This is a genomic window from Paraburkholderia sp. GAS348 (assembly GCF_050434205.1).
GTDB lineage: Bacteria > Pseudomonadota > Gammaproteobacteria > Burkholderiales > Burkholderiaceae > Paraburkholderia.
The window spans coordinates 134,052-157,033 of record NZ_JBNPVT010000007.1 but is presented as its reverse complement, the minus strand read 5'-3'; the positions used below and the strand labels follow the sequence as shown (position 1 = coordinate 157,033).

Genomic DNA, 22,982 nt, shown 5'->3' with positions numbered 1-22,982 from the left:
GAGGCCGCACGTATCCGCCGCAGTGTTAAAATGCGCCCCAGCAAAGCAGGCCAGGCAGTCGCGGCCTCTGCGGTTTCGGCCAAAGAGGGCGAGGAAAGTCCGGACTCCATAGGGCAGGGTGATGGCTAACGGCCATCCGTGGCGACACGCGGAACAGGGCAACAGAAAGCAAACCGCCGATGGCCCGGCGCAAGCCGGGATCAGGTAAGGGTGAAACGGTGCGGTAAGAGCGCACCGCGGCTGCTGCAAGGCAGACCGGCACGGTAACCTCCACCCGGAGCAATTCCAAGTAGGCAGGCTAGCATCTTCGAGATGCAGGACGGGGCCCCCGTCACGTCTGCGGGTAGGAAGCTTGAGCGCGTCAGTAATGGCGCGCCTAGAGGAATGACTGCTACGCGCGTCGCGTTTTCGGACGGGGCGCGTGCACAGAATCCGGCTTATCGGCTTGCTTTGCCACCTAACAAAAAATGCCGGCGTCCTTGCGGACGCCGGCATTTTTCTTTTGACGCGCTGGTTTGCTCAGATGCGTGGCTACCCGCACCGAAGCCGCCGCGCCGCGCTCAACCCGCGACGATATCGAACGAGTGCGTGAGTTCAGCGGTCTTCGCGATCATGATCGACGCCGAACAGTATTTGTCGTGCGACAAATTGATCGCGCGTTCCACCGTAGCCGGGTTCAGATTTTTGCCCGTAACGGTGAAGTGGAAGTGGATCTTGGTGAACACTTTCGGATCTTCGCTGGCGCGTTCGGCCTTTAGCGTCACCGAGCAGCCGGCGATTTCCTGGCGGCTTTTCTTCAGGATCATCACGACGTCGTACGCCGTGCAGCCGCCCGTGCCGAGCAGAACCATTTCCATCGGACGCGGCGCGAGATTGCGGCCGCCGCCTTCCGGCGCGCCGTCCATCGTGACCAGATGACCGCTGCCCGTCTCGGCCGCAAACGCCATCCCGTCTTGCCCCATCCAGCTAACTTTGCATTCCATGCTGTGCTCCACCGCGCTGCGCTTATATCGAAAACGCATTGTAGCCCGGTGTTTGCGCGTCCGCCCGAAGGGACTTTCGCCGGAACTTATGCCCAATGACCACTTGCGTGTTGCGGTGCGGCATGTTCCGCCGATTCGGGTAAGTCCTGACCGGTTTAGGGGTTTTACTCTAGCTGATGTCTGCTTATATATTGGCTTAAAACGGCATGGGTGGTTGATTTTAAAGAGAATTAGCTATTTTGCGGTCTGCAAGACGATATACCACATTGTGGGATTGAATTTCGCAATGCAAATGTTCTTGCGTCGCACAAGACCGCCTCCTATAATCGAGCCCATCGGTTGCAACAGTTCTGCAACCTCCGCTGTCTCCTCCGCCTCCTCCTTTGGTGGATTAAACCCGAACCGCTCGTTCGGGTTTTTTTTCGTCCGCGCTTGGGTCCCGAGCCGATGCCGTTCGGCGTGTCACGAGGAGCGTCAAAGGGCGCTATCCGGCCGTCGCCGCACGCAACTTGTCGCCCGAAACCCTGCAAGCTTTGACTCGGCGTGACAAATTCCTTTATAATTCAGAGCTTTTCCGCATCCGCGCCCGCGGAGGAAGAACCAGGGAGAGCCTGCACGCGCCTCGATGCGCACACTACAAGCAGGAAAAAACACATTGGGCGCAGCAATTTTTTTGGATCGATCATGAAGACGTTTTCCGCAAAAGCCCATGAGGTTACGCGTGAATGGTACGTGATTGACGCGACGGATAAGGTTCTCGGGCGTGTCGCCAGCGAAGTGGCACACCGTCTTCGCGGCAAGCACAAGCCTGAATTCACTCCGCACGTCGACACCGGTGATTTCATCATCGTTATCAACGCCGGCAAGTTGCGCGTCACGGGCAACAAGGCTACTGACAAGAAGTACTACCGTCACTCGGGTTACCCGGGCGGTATCTATGAAACGACGTTCGGCAAGATGCAAGAACGCTTCCCGGGCCGCGCGCTCGAGAAAGCGGTCAAGGGCATGCTGCCGAAGGGCCCGCTCGGCTACGCGATGATCAAGAAGCTGAAGGTCTACGCTGAAGCAACGCATCCGCATTCGGCACAACAGCCGAAAGCGCTCGAGATCTAAGGGGAGCCCACATGATCGGTAACTGGAATTACGGCACGGGCCGCCGCAAGAGCGCCGTCGCACGCGTCTTCATCAAGGCAGGCAAGGGCGATATCGTTGTGAACGGCAAGCCTATCGCCGATTACTTCTCGCGCGAAACGTCGCTGATGATCGTGCGTCAGCCGCTGGAACTCACGAACCACGGCGTTACGTTCGACATCAAAGTCAACGTGACGGGTGGCGGTGAAACGGGTCAAGCCGGTGCGGTTCGCCACGGCATCACCCGCGCACTGATGGACTACGACGCAACGCTGAAGCCGGAACTGTCGAAGGCTGGCTTCGTGACGCGTGACGCTCGTGAAGTCGAACGTAAGAAGGTCGGCTTCCACAAGGCACGTCGCAGGAAGCAATTCTCGAAGCGTTAATCGCTTCGTGTGCAATCCGGCTTTCGGGCTGGAATGCTGCAAAAGCCGCCAACGCTTTCGCGAAGGCGGCTTTTTTTATGGTTTTTCCGCGCTGGGTTGGCGACGACGGTTTTCTCGCAGGGGCGGTGGTTCTGTCCGCTCAGGCAGGCTGATGGCGGCCGGCGTCGATCGATAGAATTTCCTGGAAGAACCCATTGATTTTGTGGGCTTCAGCACGATATTGAGATCAGCCCTACAATAGCGGTTAGAAGCTTTTTGGAGAGTTCGAATGAACGCAGTCACCGATACACCCGTGACCGAGATGCCCGCCCCCTTCGTTTTTACCGACGCAGCGGCTGACAAGGTCAAGCAACTGATCGAAGAAGAAGGCAATGCGGACCTGAAACTGCGCGTTTTCGTGCAGGGCGGCGGCTGCTCGGGCTTTCAGTACGGTTTTACGTTCGACGAAGCCGTCAACGAAGACGACACCGTCATGAACAAGAGCGGCGTCCAGCTGCTGATCGATTCGATGAGCTACCAGTATCTGGTCGGCGCTGAGATCGACTATAAGGACGACATCAACGGCGCGCAGTTTGTTATCAAGAACCCGAACGCTACGACCACCTGTGGTTGCGGCTCGTCGTTCTCGGTTTGATGGCCGGCCGGTTAGGCGACAGGTTGTAAAGGAAACGGGGCTTCGGCCCCGTTTCTTATTGCCTGAGCCAAACATCGGACTCTTCGCTTAGCGCGGGTAGATCGCCCCGAGCACGCGCTCGGCTGAGGCGCCAGTGACTGCCGGCAAATTGCCCGGCAAGCGCGCCACGCAGCGCATGGCAAGCCAGGCGAACGCCAGCGGCTCGACCTGGCTCGGCGGGACGCCGAGCGCGTCGGTTGTCATCACGGGCACGCCGCTTACGCCGCTGTCCTCCAGCGCCTGTCGCAGGGCTTTGAGAATCTCCGGATTGCGCGCCCCGCCGCCGCACACATAGACCGCCCTGGCGTCCGATGCATGTCGTTCGATTTCGCGGGCAACCGTTACCGCGGTCAGCGCGACCAGTGTGGCTTGTACGTCGGCGGGGGCGAGGGCGGCGAACGGTTGGAGCTTTGCATCCAGCCATTGCGCGTTGAATAAGTCACGGCCGGTGCTTTTCGGCGGTTGTTGCGAGAAGAAGGGTTCGTCGAGCAATGCACAAAGGAGCGTGCGGTCGACCTGGCCGCTCGCGGCGAAGTGACCGTTTTCGTCGAAAGGCTTGCCGAGATGGCGCTGCGCCCACTCGTCGAGCAGTACGTTCGCCGGCCCGCAGTCGAAGCCGCGCACGCCGCCGGTCGCGTTCAGGATCGTGATATTGCTGATGCCGCCCAGATTGCAGACCACCCGCGTTTCGTCTTTCGCGCCGAACACGGTGGCGTGAAACGCCGGCACGAGTGGCGCGCCCTGGCCGCCGGCCGCGACGTCGCGGCAGCGGAAGTCAGCGACCACGTCGATGTGCATCATTTCCGCGAGCAGCGCGGGGTTGTTGATCTGGCGCGTGTAACCTTTTTCCGGCCGATGCCGCACCGTCTGGCCGTGGACGCCGATTGCACGGACTTCCGAGGCTGGCACGCGGCTGCCTTGCAGCAATTCGTGGCAGCACACGGTGTAGCGCGTGGCGAGCGCATTAGCGGCCAGCGCTTCGCGTTCGATTTCGTTGTCCCCCGGCTGTTGAAGTGCGAACAGGGCCTCGCGCAAGCCCGCCGCGAACCCGACAAACGCCTCGGCCAGCACCACCGGCGGCTTGCCTTGGGCAAATTTGACGGCCACACCGTCCACACCGTCCATGCTCGTGCCGGACATCAATCCAAAGTAGACGCCGTCTGCGGGGTTTTGCGCCACGTTGCTGCTCCTCTCGATGATTCGTTGCGATCTCTTTTAGCAGATTATCGGTGCAAGCGCGGCCGAATATAAAGCGTCACGACGCCAATGGCGCGCCCCGACAAGCCGAAATCGTACGCCGGCGGCGCGCTTATGGCTGAGTCAGTGGGCGCGCCGGCGCGCATCTATGGGACAATCTCTCTTTTTCGCGACTTCACGTTTCCAGCATGACAACCGAGTCCACTAAGCCCAGCCCCGCCTTCCCGATCACCGACGAAGTCCGTCACGCACTCGCCGTCACCAAGCGCGGCGTCGACGAACTGCTGATCGAAGACGAATTCGCGCAAAAGCTCGCGAAGAGCGCGGCTACGGCCAAGCCGCTGCGTATCAAGCTCGGCCTCGATCCGACCGCGCCTGACATCCACATCGGGCACACGGTCGTGCTGAACAAGATGCGCCAGTTGCAGGACCTCGGTCACACGGTGATTTTCCTGATCGGTGACTTCACGTCGCTGATTGGCGATCCGTCGGGCCGCAATGCCACGCGCCCGCCGCTCACGCGCGAGCAGATCGAATCGAATGCGAAAACGTATTTCGAGCAAGCCGCACTCGTGCTCGACCGCGACAAGACCGAAATCCGCTACAACAGCGAATGGTCGATGCCGCTCGGCGCCGACGGCATGATCAAGCTCGCATCGCGCTACACGGTGGCGCGGATTCTCGAGCGCGAAGATTTCACCAAGCGTTTCCAGGGCGGCGTGCCGATCTCGATCCACGAATTCCTCTACCCGCTGATGCAAGGCTACGACTCGGTCGCGCTGAATGCCGACCTCGAGCTCGGCGGCACGGACCAGAAGTTCAACCTGCTGGTGGGCCGTGAACTGCAGAAGCAGTACGGTCAGGATCAGCAGTGCATCTTGACCATGCCGTTGCTCGAAGGCCTGGACGGCGTCGAGAAGATGTCGAAGTCGAAGAACAACTACATCGGTATCAGCGAAAAGCCGACGGACATGTTTGGCAAGCTGATGAGCATCTCCGACGTGCTGATGTGGCGTTACTTCGAACTGCTGTCGTTCCGTCCGATGGATGAGATTGCCGGCTTCAAAAAAGAGATTGAAGCGGGCCGCAATCCGCGCGATTTCAAGGTGATGCTCGGTCAGGAAATCGTCGCGCGCTTCCACTCGCAAGCCGATGCCGAGCGCGCGCTCGAAGACTTCAATCATCGCGCGAAGGGCGGCGTGCCGGACGATATTCCGTCGGTCACGCTCGCGGGCGCACCGCTCGCTATTGGCCAATTGCTCAAGCAGGCCAACCTCGTGCCGTCGACCAGCGAGGCGCTGCGCAACATCGAACAAGGCGGCGTGAAGATCGACGGTACGACGGTATCGGACAAGGGCCTGAAGGTCGAAGCAGGCGAGTACGTCGTGCAGGTCGGCAAGCGCCGTTTTGCGCGCGTCACGCTGACGGCTTGACGGCTCAGCGGACTCAACCTCAGCGGACTCAACGATAACGCGATGGTGATTCGAGCGTTGTTGCATTCGGAGTCGAGCCGATGATCGCGCTGATCCAGCGCGTGCGGCGCGCGGAAGTGCGCGTGGACGACCGCGTGACCGGCGCGATCGAGGCGGGCCTGCTGGCGCTCGTATGCGCCGAACGTGGCGACACAGAGGCCGCAGCTGACCGGCTGCTCGCCAAGGTGCTCGGCTACCGCGTCTTCAGCGATGCCGCCGGCAAGATGAATCTCTCCGTGCAGAATCTCGACGGCGCCGGGCGCGCGGGCGGCTTGCTGCTCGTTTCGCAGTTCACGTTGGCCGCTGACACCAACAGCGGCCTGCGTCCCAGTTTCACGCCCGCCGCACCGCCCGACGAGGGCAAGCGGCTATTCGATTACTTCGTCTCGGCAGCCCGCGCAAAGCACCCGATCGTCGAGACGGGCGAGTTCGGCGCCGACATGCAGGTGTCGCTCGTCAATGACGGGCCGGTCACGTTCTGGCTGCAGACAAACGCTTGAGTCTCAACTGCCGCCGCATGGGGTATGCGGTGGCACGCCGCTACGCCACCGGCCGCTTTTTGCGACAATAGCGGCTCGGCATAACCGGCTACTGGCGCCCACGTTCATCCCATGACCACGCAGATTCTGCTCATCCGCCACGGCGAGACCGACTGGAACCGCATCAAGCGCATTCAAGGTCACATTGACATTCCGCTCGCGACGACCGGCCTTGCGCAGGCAAAGCGCCTTGCACGCCGCATCGCGAATGAGGTGCAAGAGGGCGCGCGGCTCGATGCGATCTATTCGAGCGATCTGCAACGCGCGCAACAGACCGCGCAGCCGATCGCCGACGCGCTCGGCCTGCCGTTGCAACTGCGTGAAGGTTTGCGCGAGCGCTCATACGGCGCGTTTCAGGGGCATGACAGCGACGAGATCGCCGTCCGTTTCCCCGACGAATACGCGCACTGGCAAACCCGTGATCCAGGCTTCGCGCCGCCTGAAGGCGAATCGCAGCGCACGCTCTATCACCGCGTGCTGCACGCGATCGAGCCTCTGGTGGCCGCGCATCCGGGCGGGCGGATCGCCGTCGTCGCGCATGGCGGCGTGCTAGATTGCGTGCGTCGTTTTGCGTGCGGTCTATCACTCGATGCGCCGCGTGATTACGCGTTGCTGAACACGAGCGTCAACGTGGTGGATTACGCCGACGACGGTCACAAGGCGACGATCGTGTCGTGGGCGGACGTGTCGCATCTCGAAGCGCCGAGTGCGGACGATAGCTTCAAAAGGACGCCGGAACCGGGGCGTTGATCGGAGCGGTTCCATTTGCATGGAGCCGGTTTGCACGGCTTGCCTCGCTCGCGACACTCAGGGGGCCGCTACTCGCCGAAGCTCTTTCGCAGAAAGCTATCTCGCAGAAATCTATCCTGCGGCGAGCTATCTCGCAGTGGTTATTTCGCGCGGCTTACCTGGATTCGCGCGCAGCAGCAACGCGGTGGCGTGCCCGCTTCGATACGCCGTTTGCCAGCGCCCAGCGGATCACCGGCGCGACCAACCGCACACCGGGTCGGGTGAGCGCGCGACGAAGACCAGCGAATCGCTCGAACCCAAGCATCGCCTGCGCCCAATCGGGCAGCAGATCAACGCCGGCGTTCAACATCAATGCTCCCGCGGGCCCCATCGCGGCGGTCGGTGCGGGCGCATTCATCAGAATCTTCACGACTTCTCGAGTACGCTCGCTGGCCACCAACTCGGGTTGCATGGCGAGCAGGTAAGCGTCGATCCCGGCACGTGAGCGCGGAATATTCGACGCGCCGAGCTTCTCGGCGATGCGCGCGGTTTCCTCGAAGTACCGATCCTGCGCGGCAACGGGCAGCAACGGATTCACGTACCGTAAGTGCGCAGTCATGAAACTCGACACCTCGGCCACGTGCACCCAAGTCAGCAGGGCAGGATCGCTTGCGCGATACGGCTGGCCATCAGGCCCAATGCCAGTGACGCCGAGGTGAATGCGCTTCACGCGCTCGATCAGCGCTAAAGCATCGTGCCGGTTGCCATACGTCGTGCCGGAGATGAAAGTCGCGGTTCGGCGCAGCCGCCCCAGAATATCGGTGCGAAACGTCGAATGGTCCCATACGCCGGCGAGTGCCAGCGGATGCAGTGCCTGGAGCAGCAGTGCGCTGATGCCACCCGTCATCATCGACGTAAAGTCGGCGTGGACTTTCCAGCACACGGAGTCGGGCCCGAAGAGGCCGGGGTCTCCGGGGGGCGATGAGTAATCGAGTGTGGGGCCGCTCCCGGTTGTCAGATGCGTGACACCGGCAGCCAGTTTCGAGCGGATTCCGCTCGTGAGCAATTGTGCGAGACCCGCGCGTGAGCTGGGTTGCCTGGCTTGATCGGACATTGCTAGATCGGCCTCACGCGATGCGGATGGGCTGCCGGTTCAAGGCGCGGCCGAATCCCACAGGCCGGGGATGGGGCTCGAAGCGTCCGGCGCGGCGAGACCGAAGTGCCGGTACGTGAGCAGCGTGGCGACGCGGCCGCGCGGCGTGCGTTGCAGGAATCCTTGCTGGATCAGATACGGTTCGAGCACGTCTTCGATCGTGTCGCGTTCTTCGCCGATTGCCGCCGCCAGGTTGTCGACACCGACCGGGCCGCCGTCGAACTTGTGCAGGATCGCTTCGAGCAGCTTGCGGTCCATCAGGTCGAAGCCGACTGCGTCGACGTCGAGCATTCTGAGCGCGGCGTCGGCCACCTGTGCGGTGATGTTGCCGTCTGCTTTCACCTCGGCGAAATCGCGCACGCGGCGCAACAGCCGGTTCGCGATCCGCGGCGTGCCGCGGGCCCGCTTGGCGATTTCGAACGCGCCATCTGGATGGATCTGCGCATGCAGCAGCGATGCCGAGCGCGTGACGATGCGCGCGAGTTCTTCGGCGTTATAAAACTCGAGCCGCGCCACGATCCCGAAGCGATCGCGCAGCGGATTGGTCAGCATGCCCGCGCGGGTGGTTGCGCCGACTAGCGTAAACGGTTGCAGATCCAGCTTCACGCTGCGCGCGGCCGGTCCTTCGCCGATCATGATGTCGATCTGATAGTCCTCTAACGCCGGATACAGAATTTCCTCGACGACCGGCGAGAGCCGGTGGATTTCGTCGATGAACAGGACGTCGTTGGCTTCGAGGTTGGTGAGCAGCGCAGCGAGGTCGCCGGCGCGTTCGAGCACCGGACCGGAAGTTTGCCGCAGATTGACACCCATTTCCCGCGCGATGATGTGCGCGAGCGTGGTCTTGCCAAGACCCGGCGGTCCGAACAGCAGCACGTGGTCGAGCGATTCCGACCGGCGCTTGGCCGCCTCGATGAAGATTTCCAGCTGACCGCGCACTTTTTCCTGGCCGACATATTCTTCGAGCTGGCGCGGGCGCAACGCGCGCTCGAACGCTTCTTCGTTCGGCGAGACGGGCGTGGCCGCGATGATGCGCTCGGCGGCGAGTTTGTCGGTTTCGATCATGCGGTCATTGTACCGCGCGCGAGTTCGAGCTTTAGCCCTTGGATAGCGCCTTCAACGCGAGCTTGATGCCTTCGGAAACGCCGGTGCCGGCCGGCACGTTCTTGATGGCCGCCAACGCTTCTTTTTCGGAGTAACCCAATGCGATCAGCGCGTTCAGGATATCGGAGGCGTGGTCGGATGCCGACGCCGCGCCCGCCATCGCACCGAGGTCGGCGCCGATCTTGCCCTTCAGTTCGAGGAGCAGCCGCTCCGCGGTTTTCTTGCCGATGCCAGGCACGCGAGTCAGGCGCGCTGCGTCCTGCATCGTGACGGTCTGCGCCAGTTCATGCACGCTCATGCCGGAGAGCACGGCGAGCGCCATGCGCGCGCCGATGCCGGTGATCTTCAGCAGCTCGCGGAAAGTCGAGCGTTCCTCGGCGGTGCCGAAACCATAGAGCAGATGCGCGTCTTCGCGCACGATCATTTGCGTGAGCAGCACGACGCGTTCGCCGTTCGAAGGCAGGTTGTAGAACGTGCTCATCGGCACATCGACTTCGTAGCCGACGCCGTTGCAGTCGACGAGCAGATGCGGCGGGTTTTTTTCCAGCAGAACGCCGGCAATGCGACCGATCATGGCGGATTCAATCTTTAGAGAAAGGGCGAGTGTAGCGCACCGAATCTCTACCCCACCAACCTTCCGCGCCGCACCCGCAACCCCTTCTTCGCCAACGAAGGCGCAATGCCGCCCAGCGTACTAAGCGTCGTGCCGCCGTGCGCGTGGCAAATCGCCATGCCGAGGGCGTCGGCGGCGTCGGTGCCGGGCACGCCGGAGAGGTTGAGCAGCCGCACCACCATCTGCTGCATCTGCTCCTTCGTCGCGCGGCCGTAACCGACCACGGCCTGCTTCAACTGCAAGGCCGTGTATTCGGCGACCGGCACCCCCCCCGCCACCAGTCCACAGATCGCCGCGCCACGTGCCTGACCAAGCAGCAGGGTGGATTGCGGATTGACGTTGACGAACACCTTTTCGATCGCTGACTGATCCGGCGAATGTTGACGGATCAGCGTCGAAATGCCTTCGAAAATGGTGCCGAGACGCGACGGCAGATCGGCGTCGGCGGTTTTGATCACGCCGCTTGCGACGTAGCTAAGCGTGTGTCCGGTTTGATCGATTACGCCAAAGCCGGTCACGCGCAGGCCGGGGTCGATGCCGAGAATTCTCATGAGGTGCCGCATGCGCGGTGAAAATCAGGTGCTTGCGATACTACAACGAACGCGCCGTGTGGCGGTCGGTGTGCAGCGACGCCGGCGGAATAAAAACTGCTGTCGCATGCGTTGGCGTTGAAAGGCGGCGCACACACACGCAAAAGAGAACGGCCCGGCGGAAATGTCCACCGAGCCGTTTCGCTCAAGCTACGTTAGCGATTACCGCGCCACAAAGTATCAGGCGGTCTCCGCGAAGCCGAAATCAATGCCGGAAGTGACGCACGCCGGTCACCACCATCGCGATGTTGTGCTCGTCAGCCGCAGCGATCACTTCGTCGTCGCGCATCGAGCCGCCCGGTTGAATCACGCAGGTCGCGCCTGCTGCAACCACTACATCCAAACCGTCACGGAACGGGAAGAACGCATCCGACGCCACAGCCGAACCCGCCAGCGTCAAACCGGCGTTCTGCGCCTTGATGCTCGCAATACGCGCCGAATCCACGCGGCTCATCTGGCCCGCGCCGACGCCGAGCGTCATGCCGTTGCCGCAGAACACGATCGCGTTCGACTTCACGTACTTCGCGACGCGCCATGCGAACAGCAGGTCGTCCATTTCCTTCGGTGTCGGGTGACGCTTCGTGACCACGCGCAACTCATGCGGCTGCACGTTTTTCGAATCGAGCGATTGCACCAGCAGGCCGCCGCCGACGCGCTTCAGATCGAACGCGTTATGGCCTTCGCCGAAAGCGATTTCCAGTAGACGCACGTTCTGCTTGGCCGCGAACACCTGGCGAGCCGCCGCGCTGAACGACGGTGCGATCAGCACTTCGACAAACTGCTTGGCCACCGCTTGCGCCGCCGTTTCGTCGACTTCACGGTTGAACGCGATGATGCCGCCGAACGCCGAGGTCGGGTCGGTCTGGAACGCCTTCGCATACGCTTCGTTGGCGTCCGCGCCCACTGCCACGCCACACGGATTCGCGTGCTTGACGATCACGCAAGCCGGCACGTCGAACGTTTTTACGCATTCCCACGCCGCATCGGAATCGGCGATGTTGTTGTACGACAGTTCCTTGCCCTGCAACTGGTTGTAGTTCGCCAGTGCGCCCGCCGGCACGGAGAGGTCGCGGTAAAACGCGGCGCTCTGATGCGGGTTTTCGCCGTAGCGCAGGTCCTGCACCTTGTCGAAGGCCAGGTTGAAGGTAGCCGGGTAAGTGTTGCGCGACGAGTGTTGCAATTCGTCGGTCAGGCTCGTCAGGTAGTTCGTGATCGCACCGTCGTACTGCGCGGTGTGCGCGAACACCTTGGTGGCCAGACGGAAGTTCGTCTTGTACGAAACTGCGTTGCTATTTGCACGCATTTCGTCGAGCACGACTGCGTAATCCGTCGGATCAACCACCACCGTCACGTCGCGATGATTCTTCGCGGCTGAGCGCAGCATGGTCGGGCCGCCGATGTCGATATTCTCGATCGCGTCTTCCAGCGAGCACTCTTCTTTCGACACGGTCTGCACGAACGGATACAGATTCACGACCAGCAGGTCGATCGTCGGAATGTCGTGCTTTTCAAGCGCTGCCATGTGTTCCGGCAGGTCGCGGCGCGCCAGAATGCCGCCATGCACCTTCGGATGCAGCGTTTTCACGCGTCCGTCCAGCATTTCCGGGAAGCCCGTGTAGTCAGCGACTTCGGTGACGGAGAGGCCCGCGTCCGCGAGCAGTTTCGCGGTGCCGCCGGTCGACAGGATCTTGACGCCGAGGTCCGACAGCGACTTGGCGAAGTCGACAATGCCGGACTTGTCGGAAACGGAGATGAGCGCTTGCTTGATCATGATGAAGACGAAAAGCCGAAGGGAAACGTGGCAGGGCGCGAAAGAAACTAAAACGAGCTACAGGAGACCGTGCTGTTGCAGTTTCTTGCGCAGCGTATTGCGGTTGATGCCGAGATACTCGGCGGCCAGCGACTGGTTGCCGCCGGCCTGCTCGAGCACCACTTCGAGCAAGGGTTTTTCCACGCATGAAATGACCATGTCGTAGACGTCATGCGGATTGGAGCCGTCGAGATCCTGGAAATATATCCCCAGGCTGTCGCGGACAGATTGTTCGATATTGTTCTTGCTCATGCTGCTAGTCGGTCGGTATGGTCCGGCTCGCCGTCGTTCTTGCTGAGCGTCTCGTCGACGTAGACGAGGCGGTCGGAGATCGCCTTTTGGGCGTTGAAGAATTCGTTGACGGCGAGGAGTTGTTCGCGCGTGGTGTCCAGCGTATTCATGCGGTGCCGGAACACGTTGGCGCCAGAAAGGCCGCGAGTGTACCAGCCGATATGCTTACGCGCTGTGCGCACACCCGTAAATTCGCCGTAGAACGCGTAGTGATCTTCGAGATGCTCGTTCATGACCTGCTGGATTTCGTCGATGCGCGGCGGCGGCAGCAACTCACCCGTTTGCAGGAAATGCTCGATCTCGCGGAACAGCCACGGACGCCCCTGCGCGGCGCGGCCGATCATGATGGCGTCGGCGCCGGTGGCGGCGAGCACCTCGCGGGCTTTTTGCGGCGACGTAATGTCGCCGTTGGCGACCACCGGAATGCGCACCGCCGCTTTGACGGCAGCGATGGTCTCGTATTCGGCGTCGCCGTGATACAGGTCGGCGCGGGTGCGGCCGTGCACGGTCAGCATGGAAATGCCGGCGGCCTCGGCCAGACGCGCGACCGTCAAAGCATTTTTGTTCGCGCGATCCCAGCCGGTGCGGATCTTCAGCGTGACGGGCACGGCATCAGGGCCGACGCCCACCGCGCCCACCACCGCCTCGACGATGCGCTGCACCAGCGGTTCGTTCTGCAGCAAGGCCGAACCCGCGGCCACGTTGCACACCTTCTTGGCCGGGCAGCCCATGTTGATGTCAATGATCTGTGCGCCATTCGCCACGTTGTAGCGGGCGGCTTCGGCCATCATGGCCGGATCGGCGCCGGCGATCTGCACGGCGATCGGCTCGACCTCGCCCGTGTGGTTGGCACGGCGCATGGTCTTTTCGCTTTTCCACAACTGCGCATTCGAGGCGACCATTTCCGACACCGCATAGCCCGCGCCCAGCCGTTTGCACAATTGCCGGAACGGCCGGTCGGTCACGCCGGCCATGGGGGCGACGAACAAGTTGTTACGCAGATTGTGGGAGCCGAGAGTAGGCATGACTTGGACGCGCCTGCGACCGATTGTTTCAGTGTCTTTTCAGATTCTGTCAATCGGAGCGTTCGCGAAATGCGAGGGAAAACCGCTATTTTAGCGTTAACAGATAGCCGACACCTGACTTGCGTCTGCCGTAACTCATTAAATCTTCTATGAAAGTGCCCGATTCATAGAACCGGCACCGCTTGCGCGGCGCCGCTTATGTGCCCACCTACGGCGCCTAAAAAGCCTGCAGCGGCCGTGCGGCCGCGAGCGGGTGGCGCGCTCAACGGCGTTGACCGAACATCATTTGCCGCGCCAGCGCGGTTTTCACCGGCGGCACGAATTCGAGCGCGGTGAGAGCGAGGCCGCGCAGGGCGGCGAGCGGCGCGAAGTCGACGGTGAACAGGCGTGCGAGCGTATCGGTCGCGCCGATCGTCAGGCGCCGGTCGAGCGCGCGGCGTTGCGCGAACGTTGCCAAGGCCAGTGGGGTGGGGCCTTCCGCCGACAAGGCATCGACGAGCGCATGCGCGTCACGTAGGCCGAGATTGAGGCCTTGACCCGCCACCGGATGCAGCGTCTGCGCCGCATTACCGATTGCGACGACATGGCCCTTCACCAGCGTATCGACCGCGTTCAGCCCCAACGGGAACGACGCGCGCCCCTTGATTTGCGTGAAGCGGCCCATGCGGCTGCCGAATGCGGCGCCGAGTTCGCGCAGGAATTCGTCGTCCGTGAGCTGGGCGCGCCGCGCGGCTTCTTCGGGTGCGCAGCACCAGACCAGTGCGTAATTCGCGCCGCGCACGCCGCCCATCGGCAGCAGCGCGATCGGTCCTTGCGACGTGAAGCGTTCCCACGCTACATGCGGTTGCGGCGCCGACACGCTGACCGTGCCGACCAGCGCGGTCTGCCCGTAATCGCGTGTGCCGCCGGCGCTGCTAGCCGCGCTCCTGGCGGTTTTCTGGTCGCCGAACAGGCCGCCTTCGGCATTGACCAGAATCCGCGTGCGCAGGTGGCGTGTGACACCCGCGGTTTCGATCGGCAGCGTGACGCCGTCGAGTTCCTGAGTCGGCGCCGCGGCGGAGGTGGAGCGGAACCAGTGCACGGAAGTCGCGTGAACCGCCTCGGCGAGACCGTGCACGATTGCGCCATAACGCAGCACGTAGCCGAGCGCCGGCAAGCCGTGCTCGCCGTGGTCGATCAGCGTGCGGCCGAAATGGCCGCGCTGCGACACGTGGATGCGCTGGATCGCGGTGGCGTCGGCGGGCCAGCGCAGCGGTTCGAGAATCATCCGGCTACCGTGCGACACGGCGATCGCGCGCGGATCGGCAATCGAATCTTCCGGCTCGCGCGCGTCGATCAGTGCGATCTTCAGCGCCTGCGTCGCGCTGCGGCGTGCCAGCCAGCCGGCAAGCGCCAGCCCGACCGGCCCGGCGCCGACGATCGTCACGTCGAAATCGAAGGGGCGGTCGGACACGGCGGGTTTCAGAATCACCGTCGACTGGGGGACGTCGTTCATGGCGGGTTGTTTCCTTGGGTTACTGCCTGGCTTACCGTTTTGTTTGCTGGGCCGCGCGGGCCTCTTGCATCAGCGCCTCGATCTCGTCGGCGGCCACCGGGACGTCGCGCGTGATCAGTTCGCAGCCGGCCGGCGTGACGATCGCGTCGTCTTCGATGCGGATACCGATGTTCCAGTAGCGCTCGGGCACGCCTTCGGCCGGACGGATATACAGACCGGGCTCGATGGTCAGCGTCATTCCCGCCTGCAGCGTGCGCCACGGCAGCGCGCCCGCTTCGTCACGCGGCGCGCCGCGTTCGCGGTAGTCGCCGACATCGTGCACGTCCATGCCGATCCAGTGGCCGGTACGGTGCATGTAGAACGGCGCGTAGGCGCGCTCGGCGATCACCGCGTCGACCGAGGCGAACTTCGTGCGGTCGATGATGCCGGTGTCGAGCAGACCTTGCGACAGCACACGCAGGGCGGCCTCGTGCGGATCGTCGAAGGTGGCGCCGACGCGGGTGGCGTCGACGGCCGCCTTCTGCGCGGCCAGCACGAGGTCGTACAACTCGCGCTGCGCCGCCGTGAAGCGGCCGCTCGCCGGGAAGGTGCGGGTGATGTCGGAAGCGTAGCCGTCGAGTTCGCAGGCGGCGTCGATCAGGATCAGGTCGCCGTCCTGGGCAATCGCGTTGCCGGCTGGGTAGTGCAGCACGCAGGCGTTGGCGCCCGCCGCGACGATCGACGTGTAAGCCGGCGCCTGAGCGCCGAATTTGCGGAATGTGTAAAGCAACTCGGCTTCGAGTTCGTATTCGCGCACGCCGGGGTGGCAGGCGGCCATCGCGCGGCGATGCGCTTGCGCCGAAATCTGTCCGGCGCGGCGCATGATGGCGAGTTCGTGGGGATCCTTGATGAGCCGCATCTCGTCGAGCAACGGAATCAGATCACGCGCGACGGTGGGGGCGGCGACGCCGCTGCGGCCTTGCGCACGCACGGCGTCGAGCCAGCCGCGCACCTGTTCGTCCAGTTCCGCCGACGTGCCGAGCGCGTAATGCAGCGCCGGCTTGTCAGCGAGAATGTGCGGCAGTTGCGTATCGACTTCGCCCACGGCGAAGGCGGCGTCGAAGCCGAACGCCTCGCGCGCGCCGTCCGGCCCGAAACGGAAACCGTCCCACGTCTCGCGCTCGACATTCTTCTCGCGGCAGAACAGGATCGAAGCCGGCTCGCCAGGCGCGGCGCTTGAATCGAGCACGAGGCACGCCTCGGGTTCGGTAAAGCCCGTCAGATAGTAGAAGTAGCTATCGTGCCGGTAGGGGTAGTCGGCGTCCCGGTTGCGCAGCTTTTCCGGCGCGGTGGGGACGATGGCGACGCCCGCGCCCGCTGCGCGCAGTGCGGCGAGTACGCGCTCGCGACGCGTGCGGTAGACGTCGATGGCGATGGTGGGTTCGGTCGGCTGGTTCATTTTGCGATTGTAGCGCCCAATGCGGAGACTTATTTTGCGCGGATACTGGCGGGGAGGGGGCGCCCCAGCCGCGTTAGCCATTTGGCCGGGTAGACGGCGCGCGGGCGTCGCGGCAATGTTGCAATCCATGCACGGCGAGCATCCGTGCGGCTTGCGAAGTGGCTACTCTGCGCTCGGGAATGGCGCCAACCACTTATACTTTCGCCGAATTCAAGAAAAGGCAGATGGTCATGATGAAACTCATCGGTTCGCTCGCCAGCCCGTTCGTGCGCAAAGCGCGGATCGTTCTGGCCGACAAGAAGATCGACTACGAACTCGTGCCCGAGAACGTCTGGGCGCCGGATACCGCGATTCACACCTTCAATCCGCTCGGCAAGGTGCCGTGTCTCGTGATGGAAGACGGCGAAGCAGTGTTCGACTCGCGAGTGATTTGCGAATACGTGGATACGCTGTCGCCGGTCGGCAAGCTGATTCCGCCGTCTGGGCGCGAACGCGTCGAAGTGCGCTGCTGGGAAGCACTTGCCGACGGCATCCTCGACGCCGCGGTGCTGATTCGCCTCGAAGGCACCCAGCGCACGCCCGAACAGCGCGTGGACGCGTGGGTCGCGCGGCAGCAACGCAAGATCGACGAAGGCCTGATCGCGATGTCGCAAGGCTTGGGCAGCAAGCCGTGGTGCACGGGCAATCACTACACACTCGCGGACATCGCGGTGGGCTGCGCGCTGGGCTACCTCGATTTCCGCATGCCCGAATTGAACTGGCGCGAAGGGTATCCGAATCTGGATAAGCATTTCCAGAAACTGTCACTGCGCCAGTCGTTTATCGATACGGTGCCGGCCTGAGTCAAGTTCACTGAACGGCGTGTCGCGGCTGCTTGTGTCGTGCAATCGACATCGATCGGCCGGGTTGCTTTCGAATAAAAAACGCGCGCTCGGTTTTTCCCGAAGCGCGCGTTTTTTATGGTGGTTTTTTCGGCCGTGATTGAACAGGGTTTCCGTGTAGAAGCGGCCAGATCGCTTCATCGACGCTTATTGGCAGCTCATTTCTTGCCGTTTTGACGCCGTACGATCCCCGGCCCGAACGCAAACCCGAACGCCAGCAGCAGCAACGAAACAGCCAGCACCGTGTTATTCCCACTCGTCACATAGGGCGTGCTGCCTGAGGTACCCTGCACCGTCACATCGAGCGAGCCGATCGTGTACGGCATCAGGCGTCCGATCACCTTACCGTTGGCGTCGATCGCGGCCGTCATGCCCGTGTTGGTGGCGCGCAGCATCGGGCGCCCAGTTTCCAGTGAACGCATGCGTGCAATCTGCAAGTGCTGATCCAGCGCGATGGTGTCGCCGAACCAGGCGAGATTGGTCGAGTTGACCAGCACACCCGCCGGCGTATCGCTCTCGCGAATGTTCCGCGCAATCTCCTCGCCAAAAATATCCTCGTAGCAGATATCGACCGAGACCGGCTGGTTGTGCACGACGAACGGCTTTTGCACCGGCGCGCCGCGTGCGAAATCGCCGAGCGGAATGTTCATCAGATTCACGAACCAGCGGAAGCCCCACGGCACGAATTCGCCGAAGGGCACGAGATGGTGTTTGTCGTAGCGATACACGTCGCGCGCGCCCGGCGTGACGCCGAACAGGCTGTTCGTATAGTCGACCACCTGGCCTTCCGGCGTGATGGTGCCGCCGATCGCGCCGAACACGATCGCGGTACCCGTGCTATCCGAGAAGTTGCGCACTGCCGAGGCGAACTGCGGCGGCAATTGCTGCGCGAGCACCGGAATGGCGGTTTCCGGCGTGACGATCAGGTCGGCCGGCTTCGACGTAATCATCTGCTGATACTGGTCGATCGCGGCGCGCATGCCGGCTTCTTCGAACTTCATTTCCTGTTTGACGTTGCCTTGCAGGAGGCGCACCGTCAGCGGCGCGTTGGCCGGCAGGGTCCATTGCGCGAGCGGCAGCAACAGGCCGGCCGCGATCAGCGCAACCGCGATTCCCCCTGGCGCCGCAACGCGCGCGATACGGCGTTTAGTCCCACTGCCGGCATTTCCAGCATTGCCGACTGCAGCGGCATCGCGTTGCCCGCGCGAGGGCAGCAGCGGCAACAGCGCCTGCACGATCAACGCCGCCACCAGCGCCAGCATCCAGCCGACGCCGTACACGCCCGCCACGGGCGCAAACCCGGCGAACGGGCCGTCCACCTGCGCATAACCGCTCGCAAGCCACGGAAAGCCGGTGAACACGGTGCCGCGCAACCATTCGCCGATCGCCCACGCGCTCGCAAAAGCCAGCGCGCCGTGCCAGGTCGGCGAGAACGGTTGGTCGGTATCGGACGCGCCATTGCTCGCGTGCCCCGCGCAGAACGACCAGATGCCAGCAGCGAGCGCCGGATACACCGCCAGATACAGCGAGAACAGCGCGACCGCCGCGCCCGCGAGCGGCGCGGCCATACCGCCGTAGTCGTGCATGCTGACGTACAGCCACCACACACCGGTGACGAAGTTGCCGAAGCCGAAAGCGCCGCCCGTCAGCGCTGCGCTTTTCCAGCCGGTGGTGCGCGTCAGCCACCCAAAGAAGAAGGCGAAGATCACGAGTTCGAGCCAGCCGCCGTGCGGCGTCGGTGCGAACGACAGCGTATTGGCCGCACCGGCGGCCAACGCGACGAGGTAATGCCAGCGGGGCAGTGCGCGGCCGCGCGCTTCTCGGGCGGCAGGGACACTCACGCCGCGGCGCGAACGGGATGTAATCGGGTCGGCCATTGTTGCGCGGTCGGCGTGAGGAGTTGGAGAAGCGAAGAAAGGAAGCGGATCAGGTCTGCACGTGCTGCGCTTCGCGCTCGCGCTGGCCGGCGAGCGGGTCGCGGCGCACCAGCAGCATGTGAATCTGGCGGGCGTCGCCGCGCAGAATCTCGAAGATCAGATCGTCGATGCGGACTTTTTCGCCGCGATGCGGCACCCGTCCGAAATGATGCGTGACGAGGCCGCCGATCGTATCGACTTCGTCGTCCGAGTAATGCGTGTCGAAGACCTCGTTGAACTGCTCGATTTCCGTGAGCGCGCGCACGCGGAAGCGCCCGTCCGGCGAGGCGATGATGTTGCCGCTTTCCTCGTCGAAATCGTATTCGTCTTCGATATCGCCGACGATCTGTTCCAGCACGTCTTCGATCGTAATCAGGCCGGCCACGCCGCCGTATTCGTCGACCACCACCGCGAGATGATTGCGATTCACGCGGAAGTCGTGCAGCAGCACGTTCAGGCGCTTCGACTCCGGGATGAAGACGGCGGGGCGCAGCATGCCGCGCACGTCGAATTCCTCTTCGGCGTAGTAGCGCAGCAGATCTTTCGCGAGCAGCACGCCGATGATGTTGTCGCGATTGCCCTCGTAGACCGGATAGCGCGAGTGCGCTTTTTCCAGCACGTAGGGGATGAATTCGGCGGGATTGTCCGCGATGTTGATCGCGTCCATTTGTGCGCGCGGCACCATGATGTCGCGGGCGCTGAGTTCGGACACCTGGAACACGCCCTCGATCATCGACAGCGAGTCGGCGTCGATCAGGTTGCGCTCGTGCGCGTCCTGCAGGATTTCCAGGAGTTCTGCGCGCGAGTCGGGCTCGGGCGAGATGAAGTCGGTCAGACGCTCGAGGAGTGAGCGTTTTTCCTGTGGTTTGTCGCTAGTTCGGTGTCGACTGGGATACGTGTCGTTCATGGTAGTGCGCCCGGCGAAACTGAGCGCGCTGTTGCAGAGCATTAAGGATACACCAGGCACATGGCAGGACCGTGTCCCGCCTGGCTTGGGCGATGAGTGATGTGACGAAACCGCCCACCCGCGTGCGGCAGGGCGTGGGTCCATCCTAACTGATTACGCGGGGAAAAGCGTTTTCGACCAAAAAAACGCGATTGCCCTCGCGGTTGAAAAACCTCGCGTTTGGCCTCGCGTTTGGCCTCGCGTTTGGCCTCGCGTTTGGCCTCGCGTTTGGCCTCGCGTTTGCCCTATTTCTGCCCGGCCTCGCGGCTTTCCTCACGGCAACGCTCAAGCAGTGCCTCCAGCGCGCGGTCGGGCATGCCGCTTTCGCGCAGCGCATGGACGGTGCGGGTGACATAGTCGAGCGTGGTGCCGTAGCGGCCGCACGCGCAGCCGAGCACGGCTTTGACGACCTCGTCGCGCAGCTTGCCGGTGTAGCTCGGCACGTCGCGGCGCATCACGAACGCGAGCGCGTCGACGCGCCGGCCGTCGGCGAGCACGCAGGGCAGCCAAGCGGGGCGGTACGAACCCATCGGCATTTCACGGCGCCACAACGCTTCCAGATGCGGCATCGCACCCTCCGCGGCGAGGCGGAAGGCGATGCCGGAGCACGAGCCGCCGCGATCGAGCGCGAGTACGAGGCCCGGCTGCTCGGGCGTGCCGCGATTCACGCGCGACCATAGATATAGCCCGCGGTGATAGCCGTGCACTTTCGAACGGGCGGCTTCGACGGTGGGCAGGCCGGGATTCCAGATCAGCGATCCATAGCCGAACAGCCACAGATCGCTTTTGCGGTCCCAGTCGCGCAAGGTGCATTCAAGCGACGCGCGCAACTCCTCGTCCGTCAGCAGCCGCGATTCGCCGAGCGCGGGCGGATAGTCCGTGTAGCGCGTGTTGCGCGTATCGGCTTCAGGGGAGGACGTGCTCACTGTGGTTTCTGACGGAGATGGTAAAGACGTTGGGAAAGATTATTGGTAAGGATCCGGGAAACCGAGCTTGCCGAGGATTTCGGTTTCGATCGCTTCCATCTCCTCGGCTTCTTCCTCGACCTCGTGGTCGTAGCCTTGCGCGTGCAAGGTGCCGTGCACCAGTAGATGCGCGTAGTGCGCGAGCAGCGGCTTGCCCTGTTCGGCGGCTTCTTTTTCCACCACGGGGCAGCACAGGATCAGGTCGCCGGTCACCGGATCGTCTTCCGATTCGGCGTACGCGAACGTCAGCACGTTGGTCGAATAGTCTTTGCCCCGGTAGGTGCGGTTAAGCAGGCGGCCTTCTTCGGCGTCGACGAAACGCACGGTCAGTTCGCCGTCTGCGAAGAGCGCCGCCTTGATCCAGCCGGCCACGGTGGCGCGCGGCAGCAGCGCCTTGTGTTCCGGCCAGGCCTTGGCGGCGGGGAATTGCAGATTCAACGTCAGTTTCGGGGCGCGGCTCATGCGGTGTCGACTTGTTGCTTGGGTTGCTGCGGCATATTCAGTGCGATTTGGCGCTAATTCGCGCCGCAAATCAGCGCCGGAAATTAGCGTGAATCCGCCGGACTGGCGGTTTTCTGCGAATGCGCATCGTACGCCTCCACAATTCGCGCGACCAGCGGATGCCGCACCACGTCGGCGCTCGTGAAGCGCGTGAGCGCAATGCCGCGCACGTCCGCCAGCACCTGCTGTGCCTCGATCAGCCCGCTTCTCGCGCCGCGCGGCAAGTCAACCTGGGTCGTGTCGCCGGTGACCACGGCCTTCGAGCCGAAGCCGATCCGCGTGAGGAACATCTTCATCTGTTCGGGCGTGGTGTTCTGCGCCTCGTCGAGGATGATGAACGCGTGATTCAACGTGCGGCCGCGCATGTACGCGAGCGGCGCAATTTCGATCATTTGCCGCTCGAACATCTTGGCGGTCTTGTCGAAGCCAAGCAGGTCGTACAGCGCGTCGTACAGCGGACGCAGATACGGATCGACCTTTTGCGCCAGATCGCCCGGCAGGAAGCCGAGGCGTTCGCCCGCTTCGACGGCCGGACGCGTCAGCACGATGCGTTTGACCTGGTCACGCTCCAGCGCGTCCACCGCGCAAGCCACGGCGAGATACGTCTTGCCCGTCCCCGCCGGGCCGACGCCGAACGTCACATCGTGCGAAATGATCTGCTTCAGATACTCGCGTTGCGCCGGTGTGCGGCCGCGCAGGTCGGCGCGCCGCGTGTACAGCTTCGGGCCGAGTTCTTCGAGGTCGTCTTCGCCGGCGTCGGCGGGTTGATCGAACGGATGATCCGGGTTGCCGGGGAAACGCGCGTCTGCCGCGTCCGCGCCGTGGCCGTTGCCGTTCGCACGATGGCGCGCCGGGTGGCGCACTTCGACGAGCGCGAGCTGGATGTCGTCGACCGACAGCGGCTCGCGCGCGTTGTTGTAGAAGTTTTCAAGCGCGGTGAGCGCGAGTTTCGCGCCGCGCCCGCGAATCGTGATGCGGTGGCCACGGCGTTGCAGCGTCACGTCGAGCGCCTGCTCGATCTGCCGCAGATTCTCGTCGAGCGGTCCGCAGAGGTTGGCGAGCCGCGCGTTGTCGTCGCGCGGTGCGGTGAATTCCAGATGCTGCTGAGTGGTCTTCAAGGCGGTGGATCGATCCTGTCGGGTTC

General features: G+C 63.2%; 23 protein-coding genes and 1 other RNA gene. 8 read left to right on the top strand and 16 right to left on the bottom strand.

The features are described from left to right. Positions 1–42: 42 nt before the first annotated feature. An RNA gene (gene rnpB, locus P3T22_RS14880) (RNase P RNA component class A) lies at positions 43–456 on the top strand. Positions 457–560: 104 nt separating this feature from the next. Here rnpB and P3T22_RS14875 read toward each other — a convergent pair. Continuing rightward, the gene (locus tag P3T22_RS14875; protein ID WP_063497318.1) at positions 561–983 is read right to left on the bottom strand and encodes an OsmC family protein; all 423 of its coding nucleotides are present in this window, start codon (positions 981–983) and stop codon (positions 561–563) included. Positions 984–1,667: 684 nt separating this feature from the next. On the opposite strand from P3T22_RS14875, the gene rplM reads away from it, so the two are divergent. From rplM to erpA, 3 genes are all read left to right on the top strand, one after another. Continuing rightward, positions 1,668–2,096, top strand: a complete 429-nt coding sequence (rplM, locus tag P3T22_RS14870; RefSeq protein ID WP_007180422.1) for a 50S ribosomal protein L13 — start codon at positions 1,668–1,670, stop codon at positions 2,094–2,096. An 11-nt stretch (positions 2,097–2,107) separates the two neighbouring features. Next, positions 2,108–2,500, top strand: a complete 393-nt coding sequence (gene rpsI, locus P3T22_RS14865) for a 30S ribosomal protein S9 (protein ID WP_011489810.1) — start codon at positions 2,108–2,110, stop codon at positions 2,498–2,500. Between the two features lie 268 nt (positions 2,501–2,768). Continuing rightward, positions 2,769–3,134 carry an iron-sulfur cluster insertion protein ErpA gene (gene erpA / locus P3T22_RS14860; protein WP_007180424.1) on the top strand — a complete coding sequence of 122 codons (366 nt, stop codon included), beginning with the start codon at positions 2,769–2,771 and terminating at the stop codon, positions 3,132–3,134. An 87-nt stretch (positions 3,135–3,221) separates the two neighbouring features. Here erpA and P3T22_RS14855 read toward each other — a convergent pair whose 3' ends face one another. Continuing rightward, on the bottom strand, positions 3,222–4,352 hold the full coding sequence (locus P3T22_RS14855; protein WP_429325332.1) for an anhydro-N-acetylmuramic acid kinase: 1,131 nt from the start codon (positions 4,350–4,352) through the stop codon (positions 3,222–3,224). A gap of 206 nt (positions 4,353–4,558) precedes the next feature. Here P3T22_RS14855 and tyrS point away from each other — a divergent pair, with 206 nt between their 5' ends. The 3 genes from tyrS to P3T22_RS14840 all read left to right on the top strand — a co-directional run bounded on the left by tyrS (position 4,559) and on the right by P3T22_RS14840 (position 7,131). Next, positions 4,559–5,803 (top strand): tyrosine--tRNA ligase, encoded by a 1,245-nt coding sequence (gene tyrS / locus P3T22_RS14850; RefSeq protein WP_063497316.1) that lies wholly within the window; start codon positions 4,559–4,561, stop codon positions 5,801–5,803. Positions 5,804–5,883: 80 nt separating this feature from the next. Beyond that, positions 5,884–6,342 carry a D-aminoacyl-tRNA deacylase gene (gene dtd / locus P3T22_RS14845; RefSeq protein WP_063497315.1) on the top strand — a complete coding sequence of 153 codons (459 nt, stop codon included), beginning with the start codon at positions 5,884–5,886 and terminating at the stop codon, positions 6,340–6,342. Between the two features lie 111 nt (positions 6,343–6,453). Beyond that, on the top strand, positions 6,454–7,131 hold the full coding sequence (locus tag P3T22_RS14840; RefSeq protein ID WP_063497314.1) for a histidine phosphatase family protein: 678 nt from the start codon (positions 6,454–6,456) through the stop codon (positions 7,129–7,131). A 154-nt stretch (positions 7,132–7,285) separates the two neighbouring features. On the opposite strand, the gene P3T22_RS14835 is transcribed toward P3T22_RS14840, so the two are convergent. The 9 genes from P3T22_RS14835 to P3T22_RS14795 form a co-directional block, all read right to left on the bottom strand. After that, complete coding sequence (locus P3T22_RS14835) at positions 7,286–8,224, bottom strand: oxygenase MpaB family protein (protein WP_063497313.1); 939 nt, start codon at positions 8,222–8,224, stop codon at positions 7,286–7,288. Positions 8,225–8,263: 39 nt separating this feature from the next. Beyond that, a complete protein-coding gene (ruvB, locus tag P3T22_RS14830; protein WP_063497312.1) occupies positions 8,264–9,328 on the bottom strand; it encodes a Holliday junction branch migration DNA helicase RuvB in 1,065 nt (354 codons plus the stop codon). Between the two features lie 31 nt (positions 9,329–9,359). Next, positions 9,360–9,941 (bottom strand): Holliday junction branch migration protein RuvA, encoded by a 582-nt coding sequence (gene ruvA / locus P3T22_RS14825; RefSeq protein WP_063497311.1) that lies wholly within the window; start codon positions 9,939–9,941, stop codon positions 9,360–9,362. Positions 9,942–9,988: 47 nt separating this feature from the next. After that, positions 9,989–10,531 carry a crossover junction endodeoxyribonuclease RuvC gene (gene ruvC / locus P3T22_RS14820; protein WP_063497310.1) on the bottom strand — a complete coding sequence of 181 codons (543 nt, stop codon included), beginning with the start codon at positions 10,529–10,531 and terminating at the stop codon, positions 9,989–9,991. A 244-nt stretch (positions 10,532–10,775) separates the two neighbouring features. Continuing rightward, a complete protein-coding gene (purH, locus tag P3T22_RS14815) occupies positions 10,776–12,341 on the bottom strand; it encodes a bifunctional phosphoribosylaminoimidazolecarboxamide formyltransferase/IMP cyclohydrolase (RefSeq protein ID WP_429325331.1) in 1,566 nt (521 codons plus the stop codon). 57 nt (positions 12,342–12,398) lie between these two features. Beyond that, the gene (locus P3T22_RS14810; RefSeq protein ID WP_006049915.1) at positions 12,399–12,632 is read right to left on the bottom strand and encodes a Fis family transcriptional regulator; all 234 of its coding nucleotides are present in this window, start codon (positions 12,630–12,632) and stop codon (positions 12,399–12,401) included. Next, positions 12,629–13,696, bottom strand: coding sequence for a tRNA dihydrouridine synthase DusB (gene dusB, locus P3T22_RS14805; protein ID WP_429325330.1), 1,068 nt, complete (start codon positions 13,694–13,696; stop codon positions 12,629–12,631). The genes P3T22_RS14810 and dusB overlap by 4 nt, the downstream gene beginning before the upstream one ends. A gap of 262 nt (positions 13,697–13,958) precedes the next feature. After that, positions 13,959–15,191, bottom strand: a complete 1,233-nt coding sequence (locus P3T22_RS14800) for a UbiH/UbiF/VisC/COQ6 family ubiquinone biosynthesis hydroxylase (protein WP_429325329.1) — start codon at positions 15,189–15,191, stop codon at positions 13,959–13,961. A 31-nt stretch (positions 15,192–15,222) separates the two neighbouring features. After that, positions 15,223–16,629 carry an aminopeptidase P N-terminal domain-containing protein gene (locus tag P3T22_RS14795; protein ID WP_429325328.1) on the bottom strand — a complete coding sequence of 469 codons (1,407 nt, stop codon included), beginning with the start codon at positions 16,627–16,629 and terminating at the stop codon, positions 15,223–15,225. Between the two features lie 230 nt (positions 16,630–16,859). Here P3T22_RS14795 and P3T22_RS14790 point away from each other — a divergent pair, with 230 nt between their 5' ends. Beyond that, positions 16,860–17,471 carry a glutathione S-transferase C-terminal domain-containing protein gene (locus tag P3T22_RS14790; protein ID WP_181448380.1) on the top strand — a complete coding sequence of 204 codons (612 nt, stop codon included), beginning with the start codon at positions 16,860–16,862 and terminating at the stop codon, positions 17,469–17,471. A 197-nt stretch (positions 17,472–17,668) separates the two neighbouring features. Here the strand turns inward: P3T22_RS14790 and lnt are convergent, their stop codons facing one another. From lnt to P3T22_RS14765, 5 genes are all read right to left on the bottom strand, one after another. Continuing rightward, a complete protein-coding gene (gene lnt, locus P3T22_RS14785) occupies positions 17,669–19,387 on the bottom strand; it encodes an apolipoprotein N-acyltransferase (RefSeq protein ID WP_429325327.1) in 1,719 nt (572 codons plus the stop codon). A gap of 49 nt (positions 19,388–19,436) precedes the next feature. Further along, positions 19,437–20,333, bottom strand: coding sequence for an HlyC/CorC family transporter (locus P3T22_RS14780; RefSeq protein WP_063498085.1), 897 nt, complete (start codon positions 20,331–20,333; stop codon positions 19,437–19,439). A 284-nt stretch (positions 20,334–20,617) separates the two neighbouring features. Then, positions 20,618–21,298 (bottom strand): gamma-glutamylcyclotransferase, encoded by a 681-nt coding sequence (locus P3T22_RS14775; protein WP_063497304.1) that lies wholly within the window; start codon positions 21,296–21,298, stop codon positions 20,618–20,620. A gap of 39 nt (positions 21,299–21,337) precedes the next feature. Beyond that, a complete protein-coding gene (gene ybeY, locus P3T22_RS14770; protein ID WP_063497303.1) occupies positions 21,338–21,799 on the bottom strand; it encodes an rRNA maturation RNase YbeY in 462 nt (153 codons plus the stop codon). An 83-nt stretch (positions 21,800–21,882) separates the two neighbouring features. Continuing rightward, positions 21,883–22,956, bottom strand: coding sequence for a PhoH family protein (locus P3T22_RS14765; RefSeq protein ID WP_063497302.1), 1,074 nt, complete (start codon positions 22,954–22,956; stop codon positions 21,883–21,885). Positions 22,957–22,982: the final 26 nt, after the last annotated feature.